This is a genomic window from Pseudomonas tolaasii NCPPB 2192, assembly GCF_002813445.1.
GTDB classification, from domain to species: domain Bacteria; phylum Pseudomonadota; class Gammaproteobacteria; order Pseudomonadales; family Pseudomonadaceae; genus Aquipseudomonas; species Aquipseudomonas tolaasii.
In genome coordinates this window covers 6,372,004-6,394,089 of sequence record NZ_PHHD01000001.1, presented here as the reverse complement: position 1 = coordinate 6,394,089, position 22,086 = coordinate 6,372,004, and the positions used below count along the sequence as shown (strand labels likewise).

The window sequence follows — 22,086 nt, the reverse complement described above, 5'->3', positions numbered from 1 at the left end:
GGCAGGCGCTTATGCGAAGTTGGCATAGCCATTGTGCGTTGCTGTGCGTTTCCGCGCCAGAGGCGACTGCGTAGCATGCGAGGCCTGGGCTTTTGGAGTGGCGAGCGGTGTTGGATTTAGCGATGTATCTGGTATTGGGCGCGGCCCTCGGTACGGTGGGCGGCCTGTTTGGCATTGGTGGCGGGCTGATCGCGATTCCGGTGCTGGGCGTGTTGTTCGGCCTCGATCAGCAAATTGCCCAAGGCACGGCGCTGGTCATGGTGGTGCCCAACGTGATGCTGGCCCTGTGGCGTTATCACCAGCGCAACCGCATCGAACTGCGCCACGCGTTGCCGTTGGGCGTGATGGGTTTCAGCTTTGCCTGGCTCGGCTCGATCTGGGCGGTAGGCCTGGACGCCGGGGCGATGCGCGTCGGTTTTATCGCCTTTCTGCTCACACTGGCGGCCTACAACCTGCTGCGCATGTTTACCCGCAATGCGCCGCCGACTGCCGAGATGCGCTACTCATGGCCATGGCTCGGCGTGCTCGGCGCCGCTTCCGGCTCGATGGGCGGCCTGTTTGGTGTCGGTGGCGCGGTGGTGGCCACGCCGGTGCTGACCAGCCTGTTCGGCACGACACAAGTGGTCGCACAAGGGCTTTCCCTGGCGCTGGCATTGCCCAGCACCAGTGTGACGCTGGTGACCTACGCCTGGCACCATGAAGTGGACTGGGCAATCGGCGTGCCCCTGGCTGTCGGTGGCCTGCTGAGCATCAGTTGGGGCGTGAAAGTCGCCCATGCATTGCCGGAGCGTATATTGCGCGGGCTGTTCTGCGGCTTTCTGGCCGTGTGCGCGGTGATGCTGACCTTTAAAGTCTGAAGCCTTCGAGGATGTATTCCGCCAGGCAGTCGGTGATCGGCGAGGTCATCGCCGGGTTGCGCAGCAAGCGCAGGTTCATCGACGGCAGCGGCGGAAAACCTTCCTCGCTGCCGAGCACGCGCAGGTCTTCGGTCACCAGGCTTTCCATGCTGACCATCACCGCCAACCCTGAACTGACCACGGCCTGAATCGCGGCCACGTTGGAACTGTGGTACGCCAGGCGATAGTCGCGCCCAGCGGCATCCAGCGCCGCGCGGGTCCACTGGGTGCAGAAGCTGTCGAGGCCGGAAATCGCCAGGGGCAGGGCTTCATGCTCGTCCCAACAAAAGCACGGCGACGCCGCCCACACCATGCGCTCGGTGCGCAACAACTCGCCGAGCTCATTGCCGGGCTCGCGGCTGATCACGGTCAAGGCCAGGTCCCGGCGCTGCATCAGTACGTGCGACGACTCGCAGTGCATCTCGATTTGAATCAGCGGGTAAGCCTTGGAAAACCGTTTGAGAATGCCCGGCAGGAAGCGCATCACGTAGTCATCCGGCGTGCCGATGCGCACCAGCCCCACCATATGCGGCTCGCGCAGGGTGTTGAACACCTCGCTGTGCAGTTTCAGGATGCGCCGCGCATACCCCAGCAACACCTGACCTTCGGGCGTGAGGCGAACCTGACGACCGTCGCGCTCGAACAGCTTGCGTTGCAGCACGTCTTCTTCCAAACGCTTCATCTGCATGCTCACCGCCGACTGGGTGCGGTTGACCTGTTCGCCGGCACGGGTAAAACCGCCCTGGTCGGCGATGGCGACAAAGGTGCGCAACACGTCGGTATCGATGCTGGGGTAGCCTGACATTCATGAATCTCTGAGATGTATTGCATAAGAAACATTCGTTGGATTGATCATAAGCCCAGGCACACACTTGCGTCATCCCCACTGGAGGGCGAGAAGATGAAAGGTCAGAAAGGTTTTGTGTTGATGACGAAACGTCCGTTTTCCGGGCTGTTTCACACGCTGGCGCGTTGGCAGACGCTGCATCATGAGCGTCAATTGCTGGCGAGTCTGAGCGACGAGGCGCTCAAGGATATCGGACTCAACCGTGGTGATGTCGAGCAGGAGCGCCACCTGCATTTCTGGCAAGACCCGCTGCGAAAATGAGCCGCGATGGGGTAGGGTGGTCGGCGCACCCTTGATGGAGAAACCCATGCCCGCCGATCTGTCTTTTTCACTTAAGCAAGCACGACGCATGGCGCTGGCGGCCCAGGGTTTTTCCGGGCGCCAGCCGCCTGCATTGATCAAGGCTGCGCACCTCAACCGGTTGATTGATCGCCTGGGCGTGCTGCAAATCGATTCGGTCAACGCCGTGGTGCGCTCCCACTACTTGCCGCTGTTTTCCCGCTTGGGCAATTACTCGCCGTTGATCCTTGAACACGCAGCGTGGAGCCAGGGCCGTCGGCGTTCATTGTTCGAATACTGGGGCCACGAGGCGTCATTACTGCCGATGGCGTTGTACCCGTTGATGCGGTGGCGCATGGAGCGGGCCAGGCAGGGGCAGGGGATTTATTCGCAAATGGCGCGTTTTGGCCGCGAGCAACAGGCCACGATTCAGCGGGTATTGCAGACCGTCGAGCGCCAGGGCGCATTGGGGGCTGGCAGTTTGTCGACGCGCGAGGAGCGCGCCGGGCCCTGGTGGGACTGGAGTGATGAAAAGCATGCGCTGGAATGGCTATTTGCCGCCGGACTGGTGACCGTCGCCGGTCGGCGCGGGTTTGAGCGGCTGTATGACTTGCCGGAACGGGTTATCCCGGGCGAAATCCTTCAACAAACGACGTTAAGCGAAGCCGAGGCCCAGCGCGGCTTGCTGCTGCACAGCGCTACCGCGCTGGGCGTGGGCACGGAAAAAGACCTGCGCGACTATTTCCGTCTCGACCCTGCCGACAGCCGCAATCGCCTGGCTGAACTGGTCGAAGACGGCCAATTGCTGACCTGCCGGGTTCAAGGCTGGAAAGCCCTGGCGTTCTGCCTGCCCGATCCCAAAGTGCCGCGCAAAGTACCCGCCAGCGCCTTGTTGTCGCCTTTTGATTCATTGATCTGGGAGCGTGCGCGCACCGAGCGCTTGTTCGATTTCCGTTACCGCCTGGAGATCTACACGCCGCAAGACAAGCGGGTGTACGGCTATTACGTGTTGCCCTTCCTGCACAACGAACGCATCGCCGCGCGCGTGGATTTGCGCGCCGAACGCGCCAACGGGCGGCTGGCGGTGCACGCGGTGCACGAGGAAGAGCCGGGGCTGGATGAGGAGGGGATGCTGGCGCTGGCGTTGAATTTGCGACAGATGGCTGACTGGTTGGGGTTGGAGCAGGTGCAGCTCAACTGTCTGCGGCCGAGTGCTGACCGTTTGAGGGTGGCCATGGCAAATATCGGTGTTGGTTTGTAGGGCTTCATCGCGGGCAAGCCCGACTCCCACAGAGGAATGCATTTTCAATGTGGGAGTCGGGCTTGCCCGCGATGGCGTCAGCCCTGGCGACTAGGGTCTCAACGTTTGACCTGTTTCAACGTCTCGGCAATCAGAAACGCCAGCTCCAGCGACTGATCGGCATTCATCCGCGGGTCGCAGTGAGTGTGATAACGGTCCGACAAACCGTCTTCAGTAATGGGCCGCGCGCCGCCGATGCACTCGGTGACATTCTGCCCGGTCATCTCGATATGAATCCCGCCGGCATAGCTGCCTTCGGCCTGATGCACCTGGAAGAAGTCTTTCACCTCGCCAAGAATCTGCGCAAAGTCGCGGGTCTTGTAACCGCTGCTGGCCTTGATGGTGTTGCCGTGCATCGGGTCGGAACTCCACAGCACCTGCTTGCCTTCGCGCTGCACCGCGCGGATCAGGCCGGGCAAGTGGTCGCCGACTTTCCCCGCGCCCATGCGCGCGATCAGGTTGAGGCGGCCGGGGTCGTTGTCCGGGTTGAGAATGTCGATCAGGCGGATCAGGTCCTCGGGGTTCATGCTCGGGCCGACTTTCACGCCGATCGGGTTGTTCACCCCGCGCAGGAATTCCACATGGGCGCCGTCGAGTTGACGGGTGCGGTCGCCGATCCAGAGCATGTGGGCCGAGCAGTCGTAGTAGTCGTTGGTCAGGCTGTCGCGGCGCACGAAGGCTTGTTCGTAGTTCAACAGCAGAGCTTCGTGGGCGGTAAAAAAGCTGGTTTCGCGCAGTTGCGGCGAGTCGTCCATGCCGCAGGCGCGCATGAACGCCAGGGTTTCGTCGATGCGGTCGGCCAGTTGGCTGTACTTTTCGGCCAGGGCAGAGTTGGCGATGAAGTCCAGGTTCCACTTGTGCACCTGGTGCAGGTCGGCGAAACCGCCCTGGGCAAAGGCGCGCAGCAGGTTGAGGGTGGCGGTGGACTGGTGGTAGGACTGCAGCAAACGGTCCGGGTCCGGCACGCGGCTTTTTTCGTCGAAGCCGATACCGTTGACGATATCGCCCCGGTAGGCGGGCAGGGTGATGCCGTCGATCGTTTCATCATTGGCCGAGCGCGGCTTGGCGAACTGGCCCGCCATGCGTCCGACTTTCACCACCGGGCAGCCGGCGGCGAAGGTCATCACGATGGCCATTTGCAGCAGCACCTTAAAGGTGTCGCGGATTTTCGCGGCGGAGAACTCGGCGAAGCTTTCGGCGCAGTCGCCGCCCTGCAGCAGGAAGGCGCGGCCCTGGGTCACTTCGGCGAACTGACGGCGCAACTCGCGGGCTTCCCCGGCAAACACCAGTGGCGGGTAGCTGGCCAGGTTCTGCTCCACTTGCAGCAAGTGCGCAGCGTCCGGGTACCGGGGTTGTTGCTGGATTGGCAGGGCGCGCCAGCTGTCGGGGCTCCAGGGTTGGCTCATCATGAACTCGATAGGTTGATTGACGGTAGGGCGCCAATGTTATCAGCAATTAGTGCGTGACCTGTTGCCGCCGCTTGGCCGACAATCGCGCCTTTGCCTTGCGCCGAACCGTTTAGGAGTACTGATGACCGAAGAGCGTGTCGAGCGCCTGCTGGCCGAGGTCCACGATGACTTCGGCATGATCCGTGTGCTCGAAGTGGCCGATTACCGTTTTCTCGAATTTGGCGACGCCATCGAGCAAAGTTGCGTCTTCACCGCCGACCCGAGCTGGCTGGAATACGACTACACCCGTGCCATGCTGATTGGCGCGCTGTGCCATGAACAGGCGGAAAGCGCGCTGTTTTTGGGGTTGGGCGCCGGCACGTTGACCCAGGCATGTCTCAAGTTTCTGTCGCTGGAAGACGTCGAGGCCATCGAACTGCGCCCCGACGTGCCGCGCCTGGCCATTGAGTACCTCGGGCTGGATGACGACCCGCGCTTGTACATTCGCATTGGCGACGCCTTGCAATTGCTGGATACCGCCGAGTCGGCCGACTTGATTTTCGTCGACCTGTACACCGATGTCGGCCCTGGCGTGGGGCACCTCGCCTGGACCTTCCTGGAAAACTGCCAGAAAAAACTCAACCCCGGCGGCTGGCTGGTGATCAATCAGTGGGCGACCGATGATGGCAAACCGCTGGGCGCGGCGTTGTTGCGCGGGTTGTACCACCGGCATTATTGGGAGCTGCCGGTGAAGGAGGGCAATGTGATTCTGCTGGTGCCGTCCGATCTGGATCAGGAACTGGATGTGCCGGCGCTGTCGGCCCGTGCCGAAGCCTTGGCGCCGCGCCTGGGCTATTCGTTGCAGTCGCTGATCAAGGCGATTCGGCCGGCAACTTGATTGTCTGGGCGGACGCCTTCGCGGGCAAGCCCGCTCCCACAGTTGAACTGTGAATACATTCAAGGGTGGGAGCGGGCTTGCCCGCGAAGAGGCCCTGCCAGCCGACTCATATGCCTTTGAACACCCCGGGCCGTTTCTCGAGCATCGCCCGTACACCTTCCTTGGCATCCTCACTGTCCAGCAGCTGCTCTACGACAGGCTGCAACGCCGCCGCCGCGACGGCCTCACCTTCCATGCGCGCCAATCGCGCCGACATCAAGGTAGCCTGCACCCCCAGCGGTGCCTGGCGCGCAATGCGGTTGGCCAGCTCGAGGGCGCGGGGCAGCAAGTCTTCGCTGGCCATTACTTCCTGCACCAGGCCCAGGCGCAGGGCTTCATGGGCGTCGAACTCGTCACCGGTCAGCAGCCAGCGCATGGCATTGCCCCAGCCGGCTATTTGATGAAAGCGTAATGTCGCGCCGCCAAACGGAAAGATCCCACGCTGCACTTCCATCTGCGCGAAGCGGGTGTTGCTGGCGCAGAGGTTGATATCGGCTGCCAGCATCAGCTCGATGCCGATGGTCAGGCAGTAACCCTGTGCGGCGACGATCACCGGTTTGTTGACCCTGGGGCCGGCGAACACGCCCCAAGGGTCGCAACCGCCCAACGGCGGTTGCCATCCTCCGGCCATCACGCCGCTGACGCTGGCCAGGTCCAGCCCGGCGGTGAAGTGGTCGCCATGGGCAAACACCACGGCGACCCGCGCATCGTCATTTCGATCAAATTCGCCATAAGCCAGGCTCAGTTCATTGAGCAAATCCAGGTCGAAGGCGTTGCGTTTGGCAACCCGGTCCAGGCCCAACAGCAGGACATGGCCTTGCAATTCACGGCTGACGCGACTGCTACTGGCTTGATTCATCAGGTGGGCTCTCGGGCTGGATCAGGGTTTTCGGACCAAAGGTATCGGTCAGCGGGTGAAACGTTTAAGCGTGATGACCCGCAGGGCCGGGCCTTTGAAAAATAGACCTTGCCGGCGTTCTCTGCAAAGGCGGTGACGCAGCGCGGTTTATCGGCGGTTTCCGATAAAAAAAGCTCCCTTTTTCAGGTATTTCCGGTATAGTGCGCGCCGGCCTTTAACCGGGCCGCGTTTAGGTAGCGCAATTCCCCGAAGCCAGCTTCGGCTGCGCGTCCGCACAGCGGACTCTTCCTTGACGAATCTTTTTTCATTCATTCGTTTTCGCAAATCCCCGCCGACAAAGCAGCCAGGGCGACTCTTGAGTCTCAACACGGCATGCGCAGCTTTGGAGCATGGGTCTTTGCGGATGCACTTAGAGGCAGACCCATGACCCAGGAAACCGGCGGCTTCGCCGCTTTTAATCTGAACCCGAATATTCTTGCAGCCGTCGCAGCGACTGGCTACGAAGAGCCTTCGGCGATTCAGCAGCAGTCGATCCCGATCATCATGGCCGGCAAGGACATGATTGGCCAGGCGCAAACCGGTACCGGCAAAACTGCCGCGTTCGCTTTGCCTATCCTGCAGTGCATCGATCCTGCCAAGCGCGAACCGCAAGCCCTGATCCTGGCGCCAACCCGTGAGTTGGCGCTGCAAGTAGCAACCGCTTTCGAAACCTACGCCAAGCAAATGCCGGGCGTAACCGTTGTGGCCGTTTACGGCGGCGCGCCTATGGGCCCACAACTCAAAGCAATCCGTAATGGCGCACAAATCGTTGTCGCCACCCCGGGCCGTCTGTGCGACCACCTGCGTCGCGACGAAAAAGTGCTGTCGACCGTGAACCACCTGGTTCTCGACGAAGCTGACGAAATGTTGAAGCTGGGCTTCATGGATGACCTGGAAGTCATCTTCAAGGCGCTGCCACCGACCCGTCAGACCGTACTGTTCTCGGCCACACTGCCACAGTCGATCCGTGCCATTGCCGAGCGTCACCTGCGTGACCCGGAACACGTGAAGATCCAGACCAAGACCCAGACCGTTACCGCGATCGAACAGGCTCACCTGTTGGTTCACGCTGACCAGAAGACCTCGGCTGTATTGAGCTTGCTGGAAGTCGAAGACTTCGACGCCCTGATCATGTTCGTGCGCACCAAGCAAGCGACCCTGGACCTGGCCAGCGCCCTGGAAGCCAAAGGCTACAAAGCCGCTGCGCTGAACGGTGACATCGCCCAGAACCAGCGTGAGCGCGTGATCGACTCCCTCAAGGATGGCCGTCTGGACATCGTTGTGGCGACCGACGTTGCTGCCCGTGGCCTTGACGTTCCACGTATCACCCACGTGTTCAACGTTGACATGCCGTACGACCCGGAATCCTACGTTCACCGTATCGGCCGTACTGGCCGTGCCGGTCGCGAAGGCCGTGCCCTGCTGCTGGTGACGCCACGCGAGCGCCGCATGCTGCAAGTGATCGAGCGTGTAACCGGTCAGAAAGTCGCTGAAGTCCGCCTGCCGGATGCCCAGGCCGTTCTCGATGCCCGCATCAAGAAACTGACCAACAGCCTGTCGCCGCTGGTGGCTGACGCTGAATCGACCCACGGCGACCTGCTGGACCGCCTGACCGCCGATATCGGTTGCACCCCGCGTGCCCTGGCTGCAGCACTGCTGCGCAAAGCCACCAACGGTCAGGCCCTGACCCTGGCGGCCATCGAAAAAGAACGTCCACTGGTTCCGAACAGCGCGCCACGCGGTGATCGTCCAGAGCGTTCCGGCGACCGCCCGGACCGTGGTGATCGTGAGCGTCGCGCTCCGGTTCCCTTGGCTGAAGGCCGTGCGCGTTGCCGTACCGCGCTGGGCGCGCGTGATGGTATCGCTGCCAAAAACCTGCTGGGCGCTATCCTCAATGAGGGTGGCCTGGCCCGTGAAGCGATCGGTCGCATCCAGGTGCGTGACAGCTTCTCCCTGGTGGAGCTGCCGGAAGATGGCCTGGAAAAACTGCTGGCCAAGCTGAAAGACACGCGCGTTGCCGGCAAGCAGTTGAAGCTGCGTCGCTATCGCGAAGATTGATCCGCCTTTGGGCTGATTGATCGCACAAAAAAAATCCCCGACCTGTTCGGGGATTTTTTTGCCTGCTCAATTCAGGATCAACCTCAATCAAGTGTGGGAGCTGGCTTGCCTGCGATAGGATCACCCTGGTCTGCCTGACACAACGAGGTGCCTGCATCGCAGGCAAGCCAGCTCCCACACACGCCCGTTTGCATCATTGGATTTGCGTTAGCCGAAGCGGTAGATGTCCATGCCCAGTGCGCCCATGGTAAAGCCTTGGTGCGCAACACTGAACTCGCCCCCCGCACCACGCGCAAAGTACAACGGCAGCAAATGCTCATCGCTGGGATGACTGCGCACGGCGTGCGGCGCCTGGCGACGATAGTCGTGCAGCGCGGTTTCATCGTTGGCTGCGAGTTTGTCTACCACCCAGTCGCGGAAGTCGCGTGCCCAGGGCTCGATCGCTTCAGGCCCGGCACGCCAGTTCAGTTCGCCCAGGTTATGGGTGATGCTGCCAGAGCCGATCAGCAGTACGTCTCGCTCGCGCAGGCCGGTCAGGGCATGCCCGACGCGCGTCTGCAGAGCCGGCCCCATGCGACTGGGCAGGGAGACCTGCACCACCGGAATATCCGCCGCCGGGTACATCAACGACAGCGGCACCCAGGTGCCGTGGTCGAACGGGCGGCGTTCATCCACGCGCGCGCTCAAGCCCTCGGCGTGCAGCAGCCCGACGATTTCACTGGCCAGTTGCGGATCACCTGGCGCCGGGTACTGCACGGCAAACAGCTCGCGCGGAAAGCCGCCAAAGTCGTGCCAGGTTTCGGGTGCGGGACTTGCGCTGACCAGTAACTCTTGGCTTTCCCAGTGGGCCGACACCACTACAATCGCTTGTGGGCGTGGCAGTTCGGCGGCCAGGCGTTGCAATGCCGGGCCGCTGGCGCCGGGTTGCAGGGCCAGCATCGGCGAACCGTGGGAGATAAACAGGCTGGGGAACATAATGGGGTCCTTAGCGTTAAGATGGCCCATCTTCAATCAGATCATTGATCTAAATCTAATATAAGTTTTAGCCCTTTTTGATCGAATTTTCAGGGTGTTTTATGGAACCCAAGTTTTGGCAAGAGCGCTGGGCGCGCAATCAGATTGGCTTTCATTTGCCCGAAGTTAACCCCTACCTGCAACGGCACTGGTCTCAGCTGGAATTGGCGCAAGGCTCGAAGGTATTGGTGCCGTTGTGCGGTAAAAGTCTGGATCTGGTCTGGCTGGCGAGTGCAGGCTATCGGGTGATGGGCGTCGAGTTGTCGGAGCAGGCTGTACAGGCGTTTTTCGATGAGCAGGGGCTCGTGCCGCGGATCCGCCAGCAGGGCGCTTTCAAGGTCTACCAGACGGAGCAGATCGAGCTGTGGTGCGGTGATTTCTTTGCGCTGGACGCCGATGCGGTGGCCGACTGCACGGCGCTCTACGATCGTGCCGCGTTGATCGCCTTGCCGCCGCTGATGCGTGCGCAGTACGTAGAGCATCTCAATAGTCTGCTGGGTTCCCGTTGCCGGGGGCTGTTGATCACCCTCGACTATGACCAGGCACAAAAAGCCGGCCCGCCGTTTGCGGTGACGGATGATGAGGTGAGGTTGTTATTCGGGGGGCGATGGACGCTGGATGTGTTGGAGGAACAGGACATTCTGGGCGAGAGCTGGAAGTTTGTGCAGGATGGCGTTACCCGGCTGGAAGAGCGCGTGTACCGGCTGACACGGTGAGCCTGCCATCGCCATCGCGGGCAAGCCTGCTCCTACAGTAGACCGAGTTTCCCTGTGGGAGCGGGCTTGCCCGCGATGGCGATTCCAGCGGCCACAAAAAAGGGGCGATCATATCGCCCCTTTTTTGTGTCACTGGCCCGCTATCAACCGCGACGACGCAGCGCGTCAATGCGCTCCTCAAGCGGCGGGTGGCTCATGAACAGGCGAGCCATGCCTTGCTTGATGCCGCCGTTGATGCCGAAGGCGGTCAGGCTGTCCGGCATGTGCACCGGCAGGCCCTGTTCGGAGCGCAGGTGTTGCAGCGCCGCGATCATGGCGCCGGTGCCGGCCAGGCGCGCACCGGCTTCGTCAGCACGGAATTCGCGTCTGCGCGAGAACCACATGGTGATCGCACTGGCCAGGAAGCCCAGCACCACTTCGGCGAAGAGGGTGGCCACGAAGTAGGCGATGCCGCGGCCTTCATCGTTCTTGAAGATGACCTTGTCGACGAAGTTGCCGATGATCCGCGCGAAGAACATCACGAAGGTGTTCACCACGCCCTGTACCAGCGCCAGGGTGACCATGTCACCGTTGGCTACGTGGCCGATCTCATGGGCCAGCACAGCCTTCACTTCATCGTAGGAGAAGCGTTCGAGCATGCCCTGGCTCACCGCAACGAGCGCGTCGTTCTTGTTCCAGCCCGTGGCAAAGGCATTCGCTTCATACGCCGGGAAGATCCCGACCTCGGGCATTTTGATGCCAGCCTCGCGGGACAGCTGCTCAACGGTCTGCAACAACCATTGCTCGTGACGGGTGCGTGGCTGGGTGATGACCTGGGTGCTGGTGCTCATCTTCGCCATCCACTTGGAGATGAACAGCGAGAACAGCGAGCCGGCAAAACCAAAGACCGCACAGAAAACCAGCAGCTGATTGAGGTTCAGGTCAACCCCGTTGGCCGCCATGAACCCGTTGAAGCCGAAAAGGCTCAGGGTGATGCTGGCAATCAGCACGACCGCCAGGTTGGTGGCCAAGAACAGCAGGATGCGCATCATGGTTGTAGGGTTCTCCTCATGCTTAATATGTCGCGTACTGCGGGGTATATAAGGTGCGCCTTGGGGTGATTCAACCGAGCGACTATTTCAAACTGTGTCCTACAGCCTGAATGTAGAGCCTTGAAGGGCTTTTCCGAGCGCTAAAGCCGACAGACGTCAGCGATTTTTCGTCTTGCCGCCCCGTAATCATGGGGGCTGACCGATCCGTGGCGTGCCGTGGCAGGGAAGTGGGGGAGAACGGCAAAGAAGTGTTGCCAGATACGCGCTGTACGACCGAATGCCGGTCGCACAGCGCCACATCCTTACTGGCTATAGGACTTGAGGAAGTTGCCGATGCGACCAATGGCCATGTCCAGGTCATCCACGCGCGGCAGGGTCACCACGCGGAAGTGATCCGGCCACGGCCAGTTGAACGCGGTTCCCTGCACCACCAGCAGCTTTTCCGACAGCAACAGGTCGAGCACGAACTTTTCGTCGTTGAGAATCGGGCAGACTTTAGGGTCGATTCGCGGGAAGGCATACAGCGCGCCCATGGGTTTCACGCAGCTGACCCCCGGGATTGCGTTGAGCAGTTCCCACGTGCGGTTGCGCTGCTCCAGCAAGCGGCCTTGCGGCAAGACCAGGTCGTTGATGCTCTGGTAGCCACCGAGGGCGGTCTGAATGGCGTGCTGGCTCGGCACGTTGGCGCACAGGCGCATGTTGGCCAGCATGTCGATGCCTTCGATGTAGCTCTGGGCATTGTGCTTGGGGCCGGAGATGGCGATCCAGCCGGAGCGGAAGCCCGCCACGCGGTAGGACTTGGACAAGCCGTTGAAGGTCAGGCACAGCAGGTCCGGCGCCAGGGAGGCGGTGCACACGTGCACGGCGTCATCGTAGAGGATCTTGTCGTAGATCTCGTCGGAGAACACCACCAGGTTGTGCTGGCGCGCCAGTTCGAGCATGCCCAGCAGCACTTCCTTGGAATACACGGCGCCCGTCGGGTTGTTCGGGTTGATAATCACCAGGGCCTTGGTGTTCGGGGTGATCTTGGCCTTGATGTCGGCCAGGTCCGGGAACCAGTCGGCGCCTTCGTCACACAGGTAGTGCACCGGATGGCCACCGGCCAGGGTCACGGCCGCGGTCCACAGCGGGTAGTCCGGAGCCGGCACCAGCACTTCGTCGCCATTGTTGAGCAGGGCCTGCATGGACATCACGATCAGCTCGGACACGCCATTGCCCAGGTAGATGTCTTCGATGCCGACACCTTCGACCTGCTTCTGCTGGTAGTACTGCATCACGGCTTTACGCGCGCTGAACAGGCCTTTGGAATCGCTGTAGCCCTGGGCGGTCGGCAGGTTGCGGATCACGTCCTGGAGGATTTCATCCGGCGCTTCGAAACCAAAAGGTGCCGGGTTGCCGATGTTCAGCTTGAGGATGCGATGGCCTTCCTCTTCCAGGCGTTTGGCGTGCTTGAGCACCGGGCCGCGAATGTCGTAGCAGACGTTGGCGAGCTTGTTCGATTTGCTGACCTGCATGGCGATGTGATCCTGAAAATGAACGATCCAGACGGTGTGGGCACTACCGTACTGCGAAATCTGCGGGGCCCGCACCCATAAATACGTTTGAATGCCGGTAGCGCGGGTGCCAGACTGGCGTTTTGAAGAGGCGCAATCATACGTGCCGCCTGATCCATGGAAAAGACACAGATCAGGGTTTTTCAGTTGCCGAGGTGTACCGATGGAAAAGTTGGATAAAACGCTGGAGGAGTGGCGGGAAATGCTCGACCCCGCTCAATATCAAGTCTGTCGGCTGAAGGGCACCGAGCGCCCGTTTTCCGGCAAGTACAACGCCACCAAGACCGACGGCGTGTACCACTGCATTTGCTGCCATGAAGCGCTGTTCGATTCGTCGACCAAGTTTGATTCCGGCTGCGGTTGGCCGAGTTTTTATGCGCCGATTGCCGACAGCGCCATGATCGAGATCCGTGACGTCAGCCACGGCATGATCCGCACCGAAGTCACCTGCGCCAAGTGCGATGCGCATCTGGGGCACGTGTTCCCAGACGGCCCGCCGCCGACGGGGCTGCGTTATTGCATCAATTCGGTGTGCCTGGACCTCGTGCCGCGCTAAGGCAGAGGGCGTGTGTGGGTGCTGGCTTGCCTGCATCGCGGGCAAGCCCGGCTCCCACATTTGCACCCATTACGGCTTATCACGGCGATCAATTAAATTGCACGCAATTGAATCGCAAGCTATGTTTTGCCCTTCTTCCTTTAGCGTCGAGGCACTGCCATGAGCGACAAACTGCTGAGCATCCCGTGCACCACCATCAAGGGCGAGCAAAAGACCCTGGCCGACTTCTCCGGCAAGGCCATCCTTGTGGTCAACACCGCCAGCAAATGTGGCTTCACCCCGCAGTACAAAGGGCTGGAGCAACTCTGGCAGCAGTACAAGGACCAGGGCCTGGTGGTGCTGGGCTTCCCTTGCAACCAGTTCGGCAAGCAGGAACCCGGCAACGAAGGGGCGATTTCCGAGTTCTGTGAGCTGAACTACGGCGTCAGCTTCCCGCTGTTCAAGAAGATCGACGTCAACGGCGACGCCGCCCACCCGCTGTTCGTGCAGCTTAAAAAACAAGCGCCGGGCCTGTTGGGCTCCAAGGGCATCAAATGGAATTTCACCAAGTTCCTGATCGGCCGTGATGGCCAGGTGGTCAAGCGCTTCGCCCCCACCACCAAGCCGCAGGACCTGACCCAAGAGATCGAAGCACTGCTCAAATGACCAACGCTCCCACCGTGTCACTGGCCCTGGACGACCAGCTGTGCTTCAAGCTCTACGCCGCCTCGCGGGCGGTCACACGCGCCTACAAGCCGATGCTCGATCAACTGGGCCTGACCTATCCGCAATACGTGGCGATGCTGGTGCTGTGGGAATGGCACGCCACAAAGCCTGCGCAACCCACGGTCAAGGCCTTGGGTGAGCGCCTGATGCTCGACTCGGGCACCCTGACGCCGCTGCTCAAGCGTCTTGAACAACTGGGGTTGGTCAGGCGTCAGCGCAGTGCTATGGATGAGCGTGAAGTGCATCTGGGGTTGAGCGAGGCGGGCGCCAGGTTGCACGACGAAGCCCACAGCCTGAAAACCCGCTTGCTGTGTGACAGCGGCGTCGACCTGAACCAGGCCGATGCCTTGCGCAAGGGCCTGGATCAGTTACTGGCGCAGATCAAAGGCTTGTCGTCCTGGGCACCCACAGGTCCAGCAAGGCATTGAGCTCTTCGCGGCGAAATGGCTTGGCCAGGTAATCGTCCATGCCCGCGGCGCGGCATCGCTCGCGCTCTTCCGACAAAGCGTTGGCGGTCAAGGCGACGATGGGCAGGTCCGGCCAGCGCCCGCTGCGGCGAATCTGCCGGCTGGCTTCGTAGCCGTCCATCACCGGCATATTGCAGTCCATCAACACCATGTCGAAGCGCTGCTCTTCAAGCAGCTTGAGCGCTTCACCGCCATGGGCGGCCACGATGACCTCGCAGCCGAGCTTGCTGAGCATGCCCTTGGCCACCAGTTGGTTGACCGGGTTGTCCTCCACCAGCAGGATGCGCGCGCGGTGCACGAGGGGCGCGGCCTCCATTTGAAGGGTATCGAGGATCAACTGTTCATCGCTGCGCAGGTTGCGCTGCAGAATCTGATACAGCGCATTGCGGCTTAACGGGCGGGCCTGTTGTTGCAACGGCCCGAGGGCGGCGACTTCTTCGCTGGGCATGAAATTGCCATACGCGGTGACCAGCAGGATCGGCGCGCTGATCGTGGGGCGCAGGCGGAACAGGCATTGCGGGCAGTCAGTGATCAACAGGTCAGGCGTTTGCCCGCTCAAGTCGGCATCCAGGGGATAGCAGCGAGGCGTAAGCCCCCAATGAGGCAGCAGGGTGGTCAACAGCTCGGTCAGGCCGCTGTCGGTGTTGGTCATCGCGATGACTTCGCCGGCCAATGGCGCCTGGCGGGCCGCCGGCAAATGAGGGGGCAATGGCAGTTCGGCGCAGAACTGGCTGCCGAAGCCGACCTCCGAGCTGATACTCAGGCGACCTTTCATGGCTTCGCACAGGTTATGCGTCAACGCCAGGCCCAGGCCCGTGCCGCCAAACTGGCGAGTGATACCGGCGCCGGCCTGGGTGAAGGGTTGAAAAATCTTCACCTGTGCATCCTGCGCAATGCCGATGCCGGTGTCGCAGACCTCGATTTTCACCCCGCCCTGGTGGGCGCTCAGGCGCACGTCGACGCGGCCGAAACGCGTGAATTTCAAGGCGTTGGACAGCAGGTTGCTGACGATTTGCCGCACGCGGGTCGGGTCGCCGACCACCTGGGCGGGGAACAGCGGGTCGATCAGGCAGGTCAGCTCCACGCTCGGCGCGGCGTTTTGCGACAACAGGTTGGCGGTGTCTTCCACCAGTGAGCCGAGGTCGAACGGGATCGTTTCCAGTTCCAGCTGGCCGGCGTCGAATTTGGACAAATCCAGAATGTCGTTCAGCAGTTCCACCAGCACCTTGCCCGAATCGTGGGCGATCGACAGTTGCTGGCGTTGCTCGGCATTGAGCGGGCTGTCCAGCGACAGTGCGATCATCCCCAGCAGGCCGTTGAGCGGTGTGCGGATTTCATGACTCATGTTGGCCAAAAAGGCCGCCCGCGCCTGGGCCATGCCCAGGGCGGTCATTTTCGCGGCCTCCAGCTCATCGTTCGATTGGCTCAGCCGTTGGTTGCTGGCCTTGAGCTCAAGGGTGCGCGCGGACACGATATCTTCCAGTTGCCCCAGGTATTCGGTGAGGCGGTCTTCGGCGTGACGGCGTTGCTGGATTTCGGTCTCCATGTTTTCGAATTGCTGGTTGGCAACGCTGACCAGCACGCCGATTTCGTCGTGCTCATGCCCCGGCGGGCAGTCCAGATGAGTCTGCTTGCTGGTGCTGAGTGCGCGGATGATGCGCACCAGCGGCTGGGTCAGCATCACGTAGAACAGGCCCAGCAGAATGCCAGTCAGCAGCAGGCTGCGGGCGAAGCCGTTGAGCAGGGTGATCTCGGCGCGGTGCAGGAATCGGCTGCCGAAGGCGTAGGTATCGACGTCCAGGCGCAGTAGGCCTAGGGCGTCGTTGGGCATGTGGCTGAGGAACAGGCGGTCTTCAAACTGGCGGTTGGCGCCAAACAGAAAGTCGCTGATGGGCCGATAGGTGCTTTCCTTGCGCGGGCGGTTGACGTCGGCCAGTACCACGCCATTGTTGTCGATCAACTGCGCGCGAATGATCGCCGGTGAATGCAACAGGCCCAGGGTCAGCTCCTGGGCGAGCTCGGCGTCGATGTTATAGGCGATACGTGAGGCGGGGTTGTGGCTGATTTCGATCAGCGAGCGTATTTCACGGTTGATGGATGCGTCTTCACTGGCATAATCAATGCCGATTTGGATCAGACTGAGCAAGGTTCCCAAGACGAAACCGACCAGCACAGTCAATCTGGCTTGTTTATAAGACAAGCGGTGGGCGAACTTGATATCCATCGGGTGTTGAACCACTTCACGTTTCCCTTCGCCCGGCAAGCATAGCTGAACATCCACAGGCTCTGGCTTGCCCGGCACGAATCGATTTTTTTACGCAGCCTCGTGCGGTCTGCCGCAGGGTTGCCAATACGCCATCTTTTGCAAGAACTTGCCAGAGGAATAATCGTGGATTCTCGATTGAATGCCTTTCTTGAGCGTGCCGACGCGGTGCTTGCTCGCTTGGAACCCTTGTTGCCCGCGCTGCGCCCGGCCATCGACTGGAACCAGTGCCTGGCCGCCCGCTGGCAGCGTGAAGGCCGCACGGGCTTTTTGCTGCCGCTGGAAGTCAGCCTGGACATGCGCCTGTCCGACCTGATCGGCGTGGACAAACAGCGCGAAACACTGGCGCGCAATACTCAGCAGTTTCTTGATGGCCTGCCTGCCAACCACGCGCTGCTGTGGGGCTCGCGGGGCACCGGCAAATCGTCGATGGTGCGCGCGTTGCTCGCCCAACACGCCAAGGCCGGTTTGCGTCTGATCGAGATCGAGCGTGACCACCTGGCCGACCTGCCGCGCGTGGTCGAGCAACTGCTCAAGCTGCCGCAGCGGTTTATCCTGTTTTGCGACGACCTGTCGTTTGAAGCGGGCGAGGGCGACTACCGGGTGCTCAAAAGCGTGCTGGACGGCTCCCTGGAGCAGGCGCCGGAAAACGTGCTGCTGTATGCCACTTCCAACCGTCGCCATCTCGTACCGGAAAACCAGAGCGACAACGATAACTGGAAGCGCGTGGACGGCGAACTGCACCCCAGCGAAGCGGTGGAAGACAAGATTGCCCTGTCGGACCGCTTTGGCTTGTGGCTGTCGTTCTACCCGTTCACCCAGGAACACTTCCTGGACGTGGTGGAGCACTGGATCGGCGAACTGGCGGCCAAGGCCGGTCTGGAGTGGCAGCGCGACGAACAACTCGACATCCTGGCCGTGCGCTGGGCCACCGGGCGCGGCAACCGCAATGGCCGCTGTGCCTATCAATTCGCCCGTTACTGGGTGGGCCTCAAACTGCTGGAGCGTCAAGCATGATCGATTTACAACACGCCGCTACGGGCCTGGAGGGTTACGCCATGCTGTGTGCGCAGTTGGAGTCTTTGCTGGCCGATGAGCGGGATTTCATTGCCAACAGTGCCCAGTTCTCGGCCTTTCTGTTCAATCAGCTGGATGACCTGAATTGGGCGGGTTTCTACCTTAATCGCGATGAAGAACTGGTGCTCGGCCCGTTCCAGGGGCAGATCGCCTGCGTGCGCATTCCATTCGGTCGCGGCGTGTGCGGCGCAGCGGCGGCTTCGCGGCAAACCCAGCGCGTCGAAGATGTGCACGCGTTTGCCGGGCATATCGCGTGTGACAGCGCCTCCAACAGCGAGCTGGTGGTGCCGCTGATCAAGGGCGACAAGCTGGTGGGCGTCCTCGACCTGGACAGCCCGTTGCTGGCCCGCTTCACCCCGCAGGATCAAGCGGGTATCGAGCAATTGGCGGCGATTTTCCTGCGTTTGACCGACTGCTGATCGGCTGTTGCAGGGGCGAATGGCCACATTCGCTCCTGACTACAGCGTCGCCTCCATGTCATTGAGGCGCATCTGCAGCATCCTCTCCAGTTCAAGCATGCATTTTTCCAGGGTCTTGATGCCGGTGTCGATGGCCGTCTCGTCAACGCCTCGCACGCATGCCTGTTCCAGCGCTTCACAGGCACCGGCCAGTCCCTCTGCCTGCACGATGCGGGCGGCACCCTTGATCTTGTGCGCCTGGTCAATGATGTCCTGCGGGCAGGCTTTGCGCGTCAGCATCGCCAATAATGCCTGGCGATCATGGCAACTGCTGCTCAACAGTTCTTCAAGCAGGCGCCGGCTCAGCAGTGGATCACCGCCCGTCAGCGCGTCCAGGCCGCTCAAGTCCAGCCGTGTGCTGCACGCCTGCGGTTTGATCTGCGCCAGTTGGCGTTCCAGCGCGGTGAGGCTGATGGGTTTGAACAGGCAGTCGTTCATTCCGGCTTCGGCGCAACGCAGTTTTTCCTCGGGTTGCGCATTGGCGGTGAAACCCAGTACCACACAGGGCGGCAGCTGTTCACGCTGCTCGTATTCGCGGATCGAGCGGCACAATTCGTAGCCATTCATGATCGGCATGTTGCAGTCGGCAATCACCAGGTCAAAGCGCTCCTGGCGCCACGCATGGAAGCCTGCGGCGCCATGCTGGGCCGCCGTGAATTGGTGACCCAGGTACCCCAGTTGCTGGCACATCAACAAGCGGTTTGCTGGGTGGTCGTCCACGACCAGCACATTGAGGACCGGGGCGAGGGCGGGCGTCATCGGCTTGAGTTCCTGCACGGGCTGCACCTGCGGCAGGCACGTCATTGTCAGGTTGACGTGCACCTGTGTGCCGACCAAGGGCACACTGCTCAGGCTCAGTTGCCCGCCCATCATTTCGCACAGGTTGCGGCAGATGACCAGGCCCAGACCCGCGCCACTGCGGGCGAGGTGGCCGGAGTTGTCGGCCTGGGCAAAGGGCTCGAACAGGCGCAACTGGTCCTCGCGGCTGATGCCGATGCCGGTGTCTTCCACCACCAGTTTCATCTCGACTTGCTGTGACAGTTCGGTGGGCTGCACGTCGACCCGGATCTTCACCACGCCGCGCTCGGTGAATTTGATGGCGTTGCTCACCAGGTTGGACAGCACCTGCTTGAAGCGCAGCGGGTCGATGAGCACGTCGGTGTCGTTCAGCTCCGGTGTGAACTCCAGCAGCAGGCTGAGGGTTTTCTGGCGCGCCAGACCATCAAATACGCGCACCACCGACTCGATGACTTCCCGCAGGTTCACGCGCTCCGGCGCAAGGCTCAGGCGCCCGGATTCGATACGCGCGATGTCCAGAATGTCGCCGATCAACTCCAGCAGGTCCTTGGCCGAGTGGTAGGCCACTTCAATCGCGGGACGGTCGAGGTGGCCCTGGTCGGCGCGCTTGAGGGTCAACTCGAGCATGCCGATCACCGCATTCATCGGCGTACGGATTTCATGGCTCATGGTGGCCAGAAACGTACTTTTGGCGCGGTTGGCTTCGTCGGCGCGCTCCTTGGCGGCGCGCAACTTGTCGAACAGTTGGCGGCGCTCACTGATATCGATCCAGCCACCGATGATGCCCTGGACCTCACCGACGGAGTCCCGGTACGGCAGGATCCAGTGATAGATCGTCAGTTTTTTCCCGTGGATATGCAGGGTTCGATCGAGAATAAGCGGGTTACCTTCGGCGACGACCCGTTGGTAGTCGGCATGGTATTGCGCGGCTTCCGATTCGAGCGCCATGTCCATCTGGACCACGCTCTTGCCGATCACGTCTTCGCGCTTGACGTCGAACACCTGCAGGTAACTGTCGTTGCAGGTCTGCAGCAGCCCCCGGCGATCACGCACATAGATGGGGTGCGGGGTTTCGTTGACCAGTGCACGCATGAACTCGAATTGGTCGTTAAGGGCGCGCTCAGCCATTTTCCGGTGCTTGATCTGGCGGCGCATGTAGGCGTTCCAGGTCAGTGAAATCACCAATAGCAAACCGGTACCGACAATGATTTGTGCGATCAATTGATGGTAATTGCGCCAGTAACTATCGGAAGCTGCGGTGTAGCCGCGCCAACGACTGTTGATGATGCCCAGTTCATCGGGAGCAATGCTGAGCAGCGCCTTGTCGAGAATTGAGCTCAATTCGGTTGCACGGCGCGAGGTCGCCAGGGAAAACGTGGCCGGCAGCGTGCTCACGCTGCTGCTGATCTGCAATTTGTCCTGGAACACTTGTGAGGACAGAAAGTAGTTGGCGATGACCAGCGAATTCACCGCGCCGTCCACATTGCCCTGAGCCAATAGCTCCGATGCCTTGAACGTATCGCTGGTTTCCACCAGTTGAATCCGGGGGAACTCTTCTTTCAGGAGAGCGTTCAGCGGGTTGCCCTGGGTGATCGCCAAACGCTTGCCGGCCATTTGCTCCAGGTTTGAGGGGGCGCCGGGTTCCTTGCGAGTCAACAGCACATAGGAGTTTTCCAGATAAGGGCGGCTGAAATTCAGTTGTGCTTCGCGTTCGGCGCTGGGCGCGATCGCCCCGATGATGTCGACATGGCCGTTGTCGACCTGCTCGATCATCGAACTGACATCACGGCCGCGCAGGATCTCGAAACGCAGGCCGGTGCGCAGACGGATCAATTCCAGCAGGTCGGCGGTAATGCCGCGAAAATTGCCATCTCCATCGAAAAACGTCAGCGGCGCGAAGGTTTCATTGACGATCACCTTGACCACGGGGTGTTCGCTCAACCAGCGCTCTTCGCGTTGGCTCAACTGCAGCTTCTGATCCGACAGCAAAATGTCGCTGCCGGCACTCCAGCGCTTGGCGATGCTGTCGCGTTTATTGGTGGGCACTCCGGCAAGCACTGCATCGACAATACCCAACAGCATGCGCTGGTCCTGACGCAGGGCAAAGCTGAACCCGTAGGCTTCGTGCTTGCCGAAATTGGCCATGCGGATGTTCTTCAGGTAGCCCTTGTTGATCATGTAATGGGTGGAAATGGTATCGCCAAGGAAAACATCGGCCTGATCGAACGCAACCGCATTCAACGCATTTTGATAGGACGGATAGGCGCGGATGATCGCGTGCGGGTACAACTTCTCCACTTCATTGAGCGGCAGGTAGTGGTAGACGAGGCTGACGCGCAGCCCGGCCAGGCCGTCTGCGAGGCTGCGTGTTTCGCCTTCGCGGGTGACCAGTACCGGTTGGTCCACGGCATAAGGTGCAGACAGCGTGAGATTGGGGTTGGCCGCCTCAAACCCGTTGGAGGAGCCCAGCAGGTCTATTTCACCCGCTTCAAGGGCATGAATCGCTGCATCACGGGAAGGATAGCGCAGCACTTTTATCGGCAGTGCCAGGGCCTTGGCCAGCAGCCCGGCATAGTCGGCGGTAAGGCCTTCGTAGTCATGCCCGCTGGAGGTGAGGTCGAAGGGCGGATAATCGGGCGCCGCCGTGCCCAGCACCAGTTCGCGTTTGTTTTGCAGCCACTGGCGTTGAGCCTTGTCCAGTTGAATGTCCAGCTGAACGGCACTCGCACGGCTGAGCAGGGCGAAGTGTTCCGGGCCGGTCGGTGGAGCAGCGGGCGCGGTTGTGCTGATGCACAGGCCGGCAATCAATGTAATCAAATAGTCCTTTATACGGCTGGGCATCCGC

Annotated in this window: 19 protein-coding genes; 11 read left to right on the top strand and 8 right to left on the bottom strand. The window is 61.1% G+C overall.

The window, feature by feature from the left end:
* The first annotated feature begins 107 nt into the window (after positions 1-107).
* Positions 108-857: a sulfite exporter TauE/SafE family protein gene (locus ATI14_RS29140; protein ID WP_016972333.1), complete on the top strand. Its 750-nt coding sequence runs from the start codon at positions 108-110 to the stop codon at positions 855-857.
* On the opposite strand, the gene ATI14_RS29135 is transcribed toward ATI14_RS29140, so the two are convergent.
* On the bottom strand, positions 847-1,701 hold the full coding sequence (locus ATI14_RS29135; RefSeq protein WP_016972332.1) for a LysR family transcriptional regulator: 855 nt from the start codon (positions 1,699-1,701) through the stop codon (positions 847-849). The two genes, ATI14_RS29140 and ATI14_RS29135, sit on opposite strands and share 11 nt — an antisense overlap.
* 96 nt (positions 1,702-1,797) lie before the next feature.
* On the opposite strand from ATI14_RS29135, the gene ATI14_RS29130 reads away from it, so the two are divergent.
* Together ATI14_RS29130 and ATI14_RS29125 are read left to right on the top strand one after the other, a co-directional pair.
* Positions 1,798-2,004: a DUF1127 domain-containing protein gene (locus tag ATI14_RS29130; RefSeq protein ID WP_026082958.1), complete on the top strand. Its 207-nt coding sequence runs from the start codon at positions 1,798-1,800 to the stop codon at positions 2,002-2,004.
* Positions 2,005-2,050: 46 nt separating this feature from the next.
* On the top strand, positions 2,051-3,283 hold the full coding sequence (locus tag ATI14_RS29125) for a winged helix-turn-helix domain-containing protein (protein ID WP_016972330.1): 1,233 nt from the start codon (positions 2,051-2,053) through the stop codon (positions 3,281-3,283).
* Between the two features lie 98 nt (positions 3,284-3,381).
* Here ATI14_RS29125 and ATI14_RS29120 read toward each other — a convergent pair whose 3' ends face one another.
* Entirely contained in the window at positions 3,382-4,728 is a 1,347-nt protein-coding gene (locus ATI14_RS29120) for a class II 3-deoxy-7-phosphoheptulonate synthase (RefSeq protein ID WP_016972329.1), read from the bottom strand.
* Between the two features lie 124 nt (positions 4,729-4,852).
* On the opposite strand from ATI14_RS29120, the gene ATI14_RS29115 reads away from it, so the two are divergent.
* Positions 4,853-5,608, top strand: a complete 756-nt coding sequence (locus ATI14_RS29115; RefSeq protein ID WP_016972328.1) for a spermidine synthase — start codon at positions 4,853-4,855, stop codon at positions 5,606-5,608.
* 106 nt (positions 5,609-5,714) lie between these two features.
* On the opposite strand, the gene ATI14_RS29110 is transcribed toward ATI14_RS29115, so the two are convergent.
* Positions 5,715-6,506, bottom strand: coding sequence for a crotonase/enoyl-CoA hydratase family protein (locus tag ATI14_RS29110; RefSeq protein ID WP_016972327.1), 792 nt, complete (start codon positions 6,504-6,506; stop codon positions 5,715-5,717).
* 423 nt (positions 6,507-6,929) lie between these two features.
* Between ATI14_RS29110 and ATI14_RS29100 the strand changes: the two genes are divergently transcribed.
* Complete coding sequence (locus ATI14_RS29100; RefSeq protein WP_016972326.1) at positions 6,930-8,603, top strand: DEAD/DEAH box helicase; 1,674 nt, start codon at positions 6,930-6,932, stop codon at positions 8,601-8,603.
* A gap of 207 nt (positions 8,604-8,810) precedes the next feature.
* On the opposite strand, the gene ATI14_RS29095 is transcribed toward ATI14_RS29100, so the two are convergent.
* Entirely contained in the window at positions 8,811-9,578 is a 768-nt protein-coding gene (locus ATI14_RS29095) for a DODA-type extradiol aromatic ring-opening family dioxygenase (protein WP_016972325.1), read from the bottom strand.
* Between the two features lie 101 nt (positions 9,579-9,679).
* Here ATI14_RS29095 and ATI14_RS29090 point away from each other — a divergent pair, with 101 nt between their 5' ends.
* Positions 9,680-10,333, top strand: coding sequence for a thiopurine S-methyltransferase (locus tag ATI14_RS29090; protein ID WP_016972324.1), 654 nt, complete (start codon positions 9,680-9,682; stop codon positions 10,331-10,333).
* A 143-nt stretch (positions 10,334-10,476) separates the two neighbouring features.
* On the opposite strand, the gene htpX is transcribed toward ATI14_RS29090, so the two are convergent.
* Together htpX and ATI14_RS29080 are read right to left on the bottom strand one after the other, a co-directional pair.
* Positions 10,477-11,364: a protease HtpX gene (gene htpX / locus ATI14_RS29085; RefSeq protein ID WP_016972323.1), complete on the bottom strand. Its 888-nt coding sequence runs from the start codon at positions 11,362-11,364 to the stop codon at positions 10,477-10,479.
* A 302-nt stretch (positions 11,365-11,666) separates the two neighbouring features.
* Positions 11,667-12,878 (bottom strand): pyridoxal phosphate-dependent aminotransferase, encoded by a 1,212-nt coding sequence (locus ATI14_RS29080; RefSeq protein ID WP_016972322.1) that lies wholly within the window; start codon positions 12,876-12,878, stop codon positions 11,667-11,669.
* Positions 12,879-13,080: 202 nt separating this feature from the next.
* On the opposite strand from ATI14_RS29080, the gene msrB reads away from it, so the two are divergent.
* From msrB to ATI14_RS29065, 3 genes are all read left to right on the top strand, one after another.
* Entirely contained in the window at positions 13,081-13,473 is a 393-nt protein-coding gene (gene msrB / locus ATI14_RS29075; RefSeq protein WP_016972321.1) for a peptide-methionine (R)-S-oxide reductase MsrB, read from the top strand.
* Positions 13,474-13,632: 159 nt separating this feature from the next.
* The gene (locus tag ATI14_RS29070) at positions 13,633-14,118 is read left to right on the top strand and encodes a glutathione peroxidase (RefSeq protein ID WP_016972320.1); all 486 of its coding nucleotides are present in this window, start codon (positions 13,633-13,635) and stop codon (positions 14,116-14,118) included.
* Positions 14,115-14,606: a MarR family winged helix-turn-helix transcriptional regulator gene (locus tag ATI14_RS29065; RefSeq protein WP_016972319.1), complete on the top strand. Its 492-nt coding sequence runs from the start codon at positions 14,115-14,117 to the stop codon at positions 14,604-14,606. Before ATI14_RS29070 ends, ATI14_RS29065 begins: the two co-directional genes overlap by 4 nt.
* Here ATI14_RS29065 and ATI14_RS29060 read toward each other — a convergent pair.
* A complete protein-coding gene (locus ATI14_RS29060; RefSeq protein ID WP_031320070.1) occupies positions 14,560-16,869 on the bottom strand; it encodes a hybrid sensor histidine kinase/response regulator in 2,310 nt (769 codons plus the stop codon). The two genes, ATI14_RS29065 and ATI14_RS29060, sit on opposite strands and share 47 nt — an antisense overlap.
* 165 nt (positions 16,870-17,034) lie before the next feature.
* Between ATI14_RS29060 and ATI14_RS29055 the strand changes: the two genes are divergently transcribed.
* Together ATI14_RS29055 and ATI14_RS29050 are read left to right on the top strand one after the other, a co-directional pair.
* A complete protein-coding gene (locus tag ATI14_RS29055; protein WP_016972317.1) occupies positions 17,035-17,925 on the top strand; it encodes an ATP-binding protein in 891 nt (296 codons plus the stop codon).
* Positions 17,922-18,404: a GAF domain-containing protein gene (locus ATI14_RS29050; protein WP_016972316.1), complete on the top strand. Its 483-nt coding sequence runs from the start codon at positions 17,922-17,924 to the stop codon at positions 18,402-18,404. The genes ATI14_RS29055 and ATI14_RS29050 overlap by 4 nt, the downstream gene beginning before the upstream one ends.
* Positions 18,405-18,443: 39 nt before the next feature.
* On the opposite strand, the gene ATI14_RS29045 is transcribed toward ATI14_RS29050, so the two are convergent.
* Positions 18,444-22,082, bottom strand: coding sequence for a transporter substrate-binding domain-containing protein (locus tag ATI14_RS29045; protein ID WP_031320068.1), 3,639 nt, complete (start codon positions 22,080-22,082; stop codon positions 18,444-18,446).
* Positions 22,083-22,086: the final 4 nt, after the last annotated feature.

What these genes read in the sequence shown, in the direction of transcription:
- ATI14_RS29135 (WP_016972332.1), bottom strand. Translation starts at nt 1,701, where the DNA reads ATGTCAGGCTACCCCAGCATCGATACCGACGTGTTGCGCACCTTTGTC.
- ATI14_RS29130 (WP_026082958.1), top strand. Translation starts at nt 1,798, where the DNA reads ATGAAAGGTCAGAAAGGTTTTGTGTTGATGACGAAACGTCCGTTTTCC.
- ATI14_RS29125 (WP_016972330.1), top strand. Translation starts at nt 2,051, where the DNA reads ATGCCCGCCGATCTGTCTTTTTCACTTAAGCAAGCACGACGCATGGCG.
- ATI14_RS29120 (WP_016972329.1), bottom strand. Translation starts at nt 4,728, where the DNA reads ATGAGCCAACCCTGGAGCCCCGACAGCTGGCGCGCCCTGCCAATCCAG.
- ATI14_RS29115 (WP_016972328.1), top strand. Translation starts at nt 4,853, where the DNA reads ATGACCGAAGAGCGTGTCGAGCGCCTGCTGGCCGAGGTCCACGATGAC.
- ATI14_RS29110 (WP_016972327.1), bottom strand. Translation starts at nt 6,506, where the DNA reads ATGAATCAAGCCAGTAGCAGTCGCGTCAGCCGTGAATTGCAAGGCCAT.
- ATI14_RS29100 (WP_016972326.1), top strand. Translation starts at nt 6,930, where the DNA reads ATGACCCAGGAAACCGGCGGCTTCGCCGCTTTTAATCTGAACCCGAAT.
- ATI14_RS29095 (WP_016972325.1), bottom strand. Translation starts at nt 9,578, where the DNA reads ATGTTCCCCAGCCTGTTTATCTCCCACGGTTCGCCGATGCTGGCCCTG.
- ATI14_RS29090 (WP_016972324.1), top strand. Translation starts at nt 9,680, where the DNA reads ATGGAACCCAAGTTTTGGCAAGAGCGCTGGGCGCGCAATCAGATTGGC.
- htpX (WP_016972323.1), bottom strand. Translation starts at nt 11,364, where the DNA reads ATGATGCGCATCCTGCTGTTCTTGGCCACCAACCTGGCGGTCGTGCTG.
- ATI14_RS29080 (WP_016972322.1), bottom strand. Translation starts at nt 12,878, where the DNA reads ATGCAGGTCAGCAAATCGAACAAGCTCGCCAACGTCTGCTACGACATT.
- msrB (WP_016972321.1), top strand. Translation starts at nt 13,081, where the DNA reads ATGGAAAAGTTGGATAAAACGCTGGAGGAGTGGCGGGAAATGCTCGAC.
- ATI14_RS29070 (WP_016972320.1), top strand. Translation starts at nt 13,633, where the DNA reads ATGAGCGACAAACTGCTGAGCATCCCGTGCACCACCATCAAGGGCGAG.
- ATI14_RS29065 (WP_016972319.1), top strand. Translation starts at nt 14,115, where the DNA reads ATGACCAACGCTCCCACCGTGTCACTGGCCCTGGACGACCAGCTGTGC.
- ATI14_RS29060 (WP_031320070.1), bottom strand. Translation starts at nt 16,869, where the DNA reads ATGGATATCAAGTTCGCCCACCGCTTGTCTTATAAACAAGCCAGATTG.
- ATI14_RS29050 (WP_016972316.1), top strand. Translation starts at nt 17,922, where the DNA reads ATGATCGATTTACAACACGCCGCTACGGGCCTGGAGGGTTACGCCATG.
- ATI14_RS29045 (WP_031320068.1), bottom strand. Translation starts at nt 22,082, where the DNA reads ATGCCCAGCCGTATAAAGGACTATTTGATTACATTGATTGCCGGCCTG.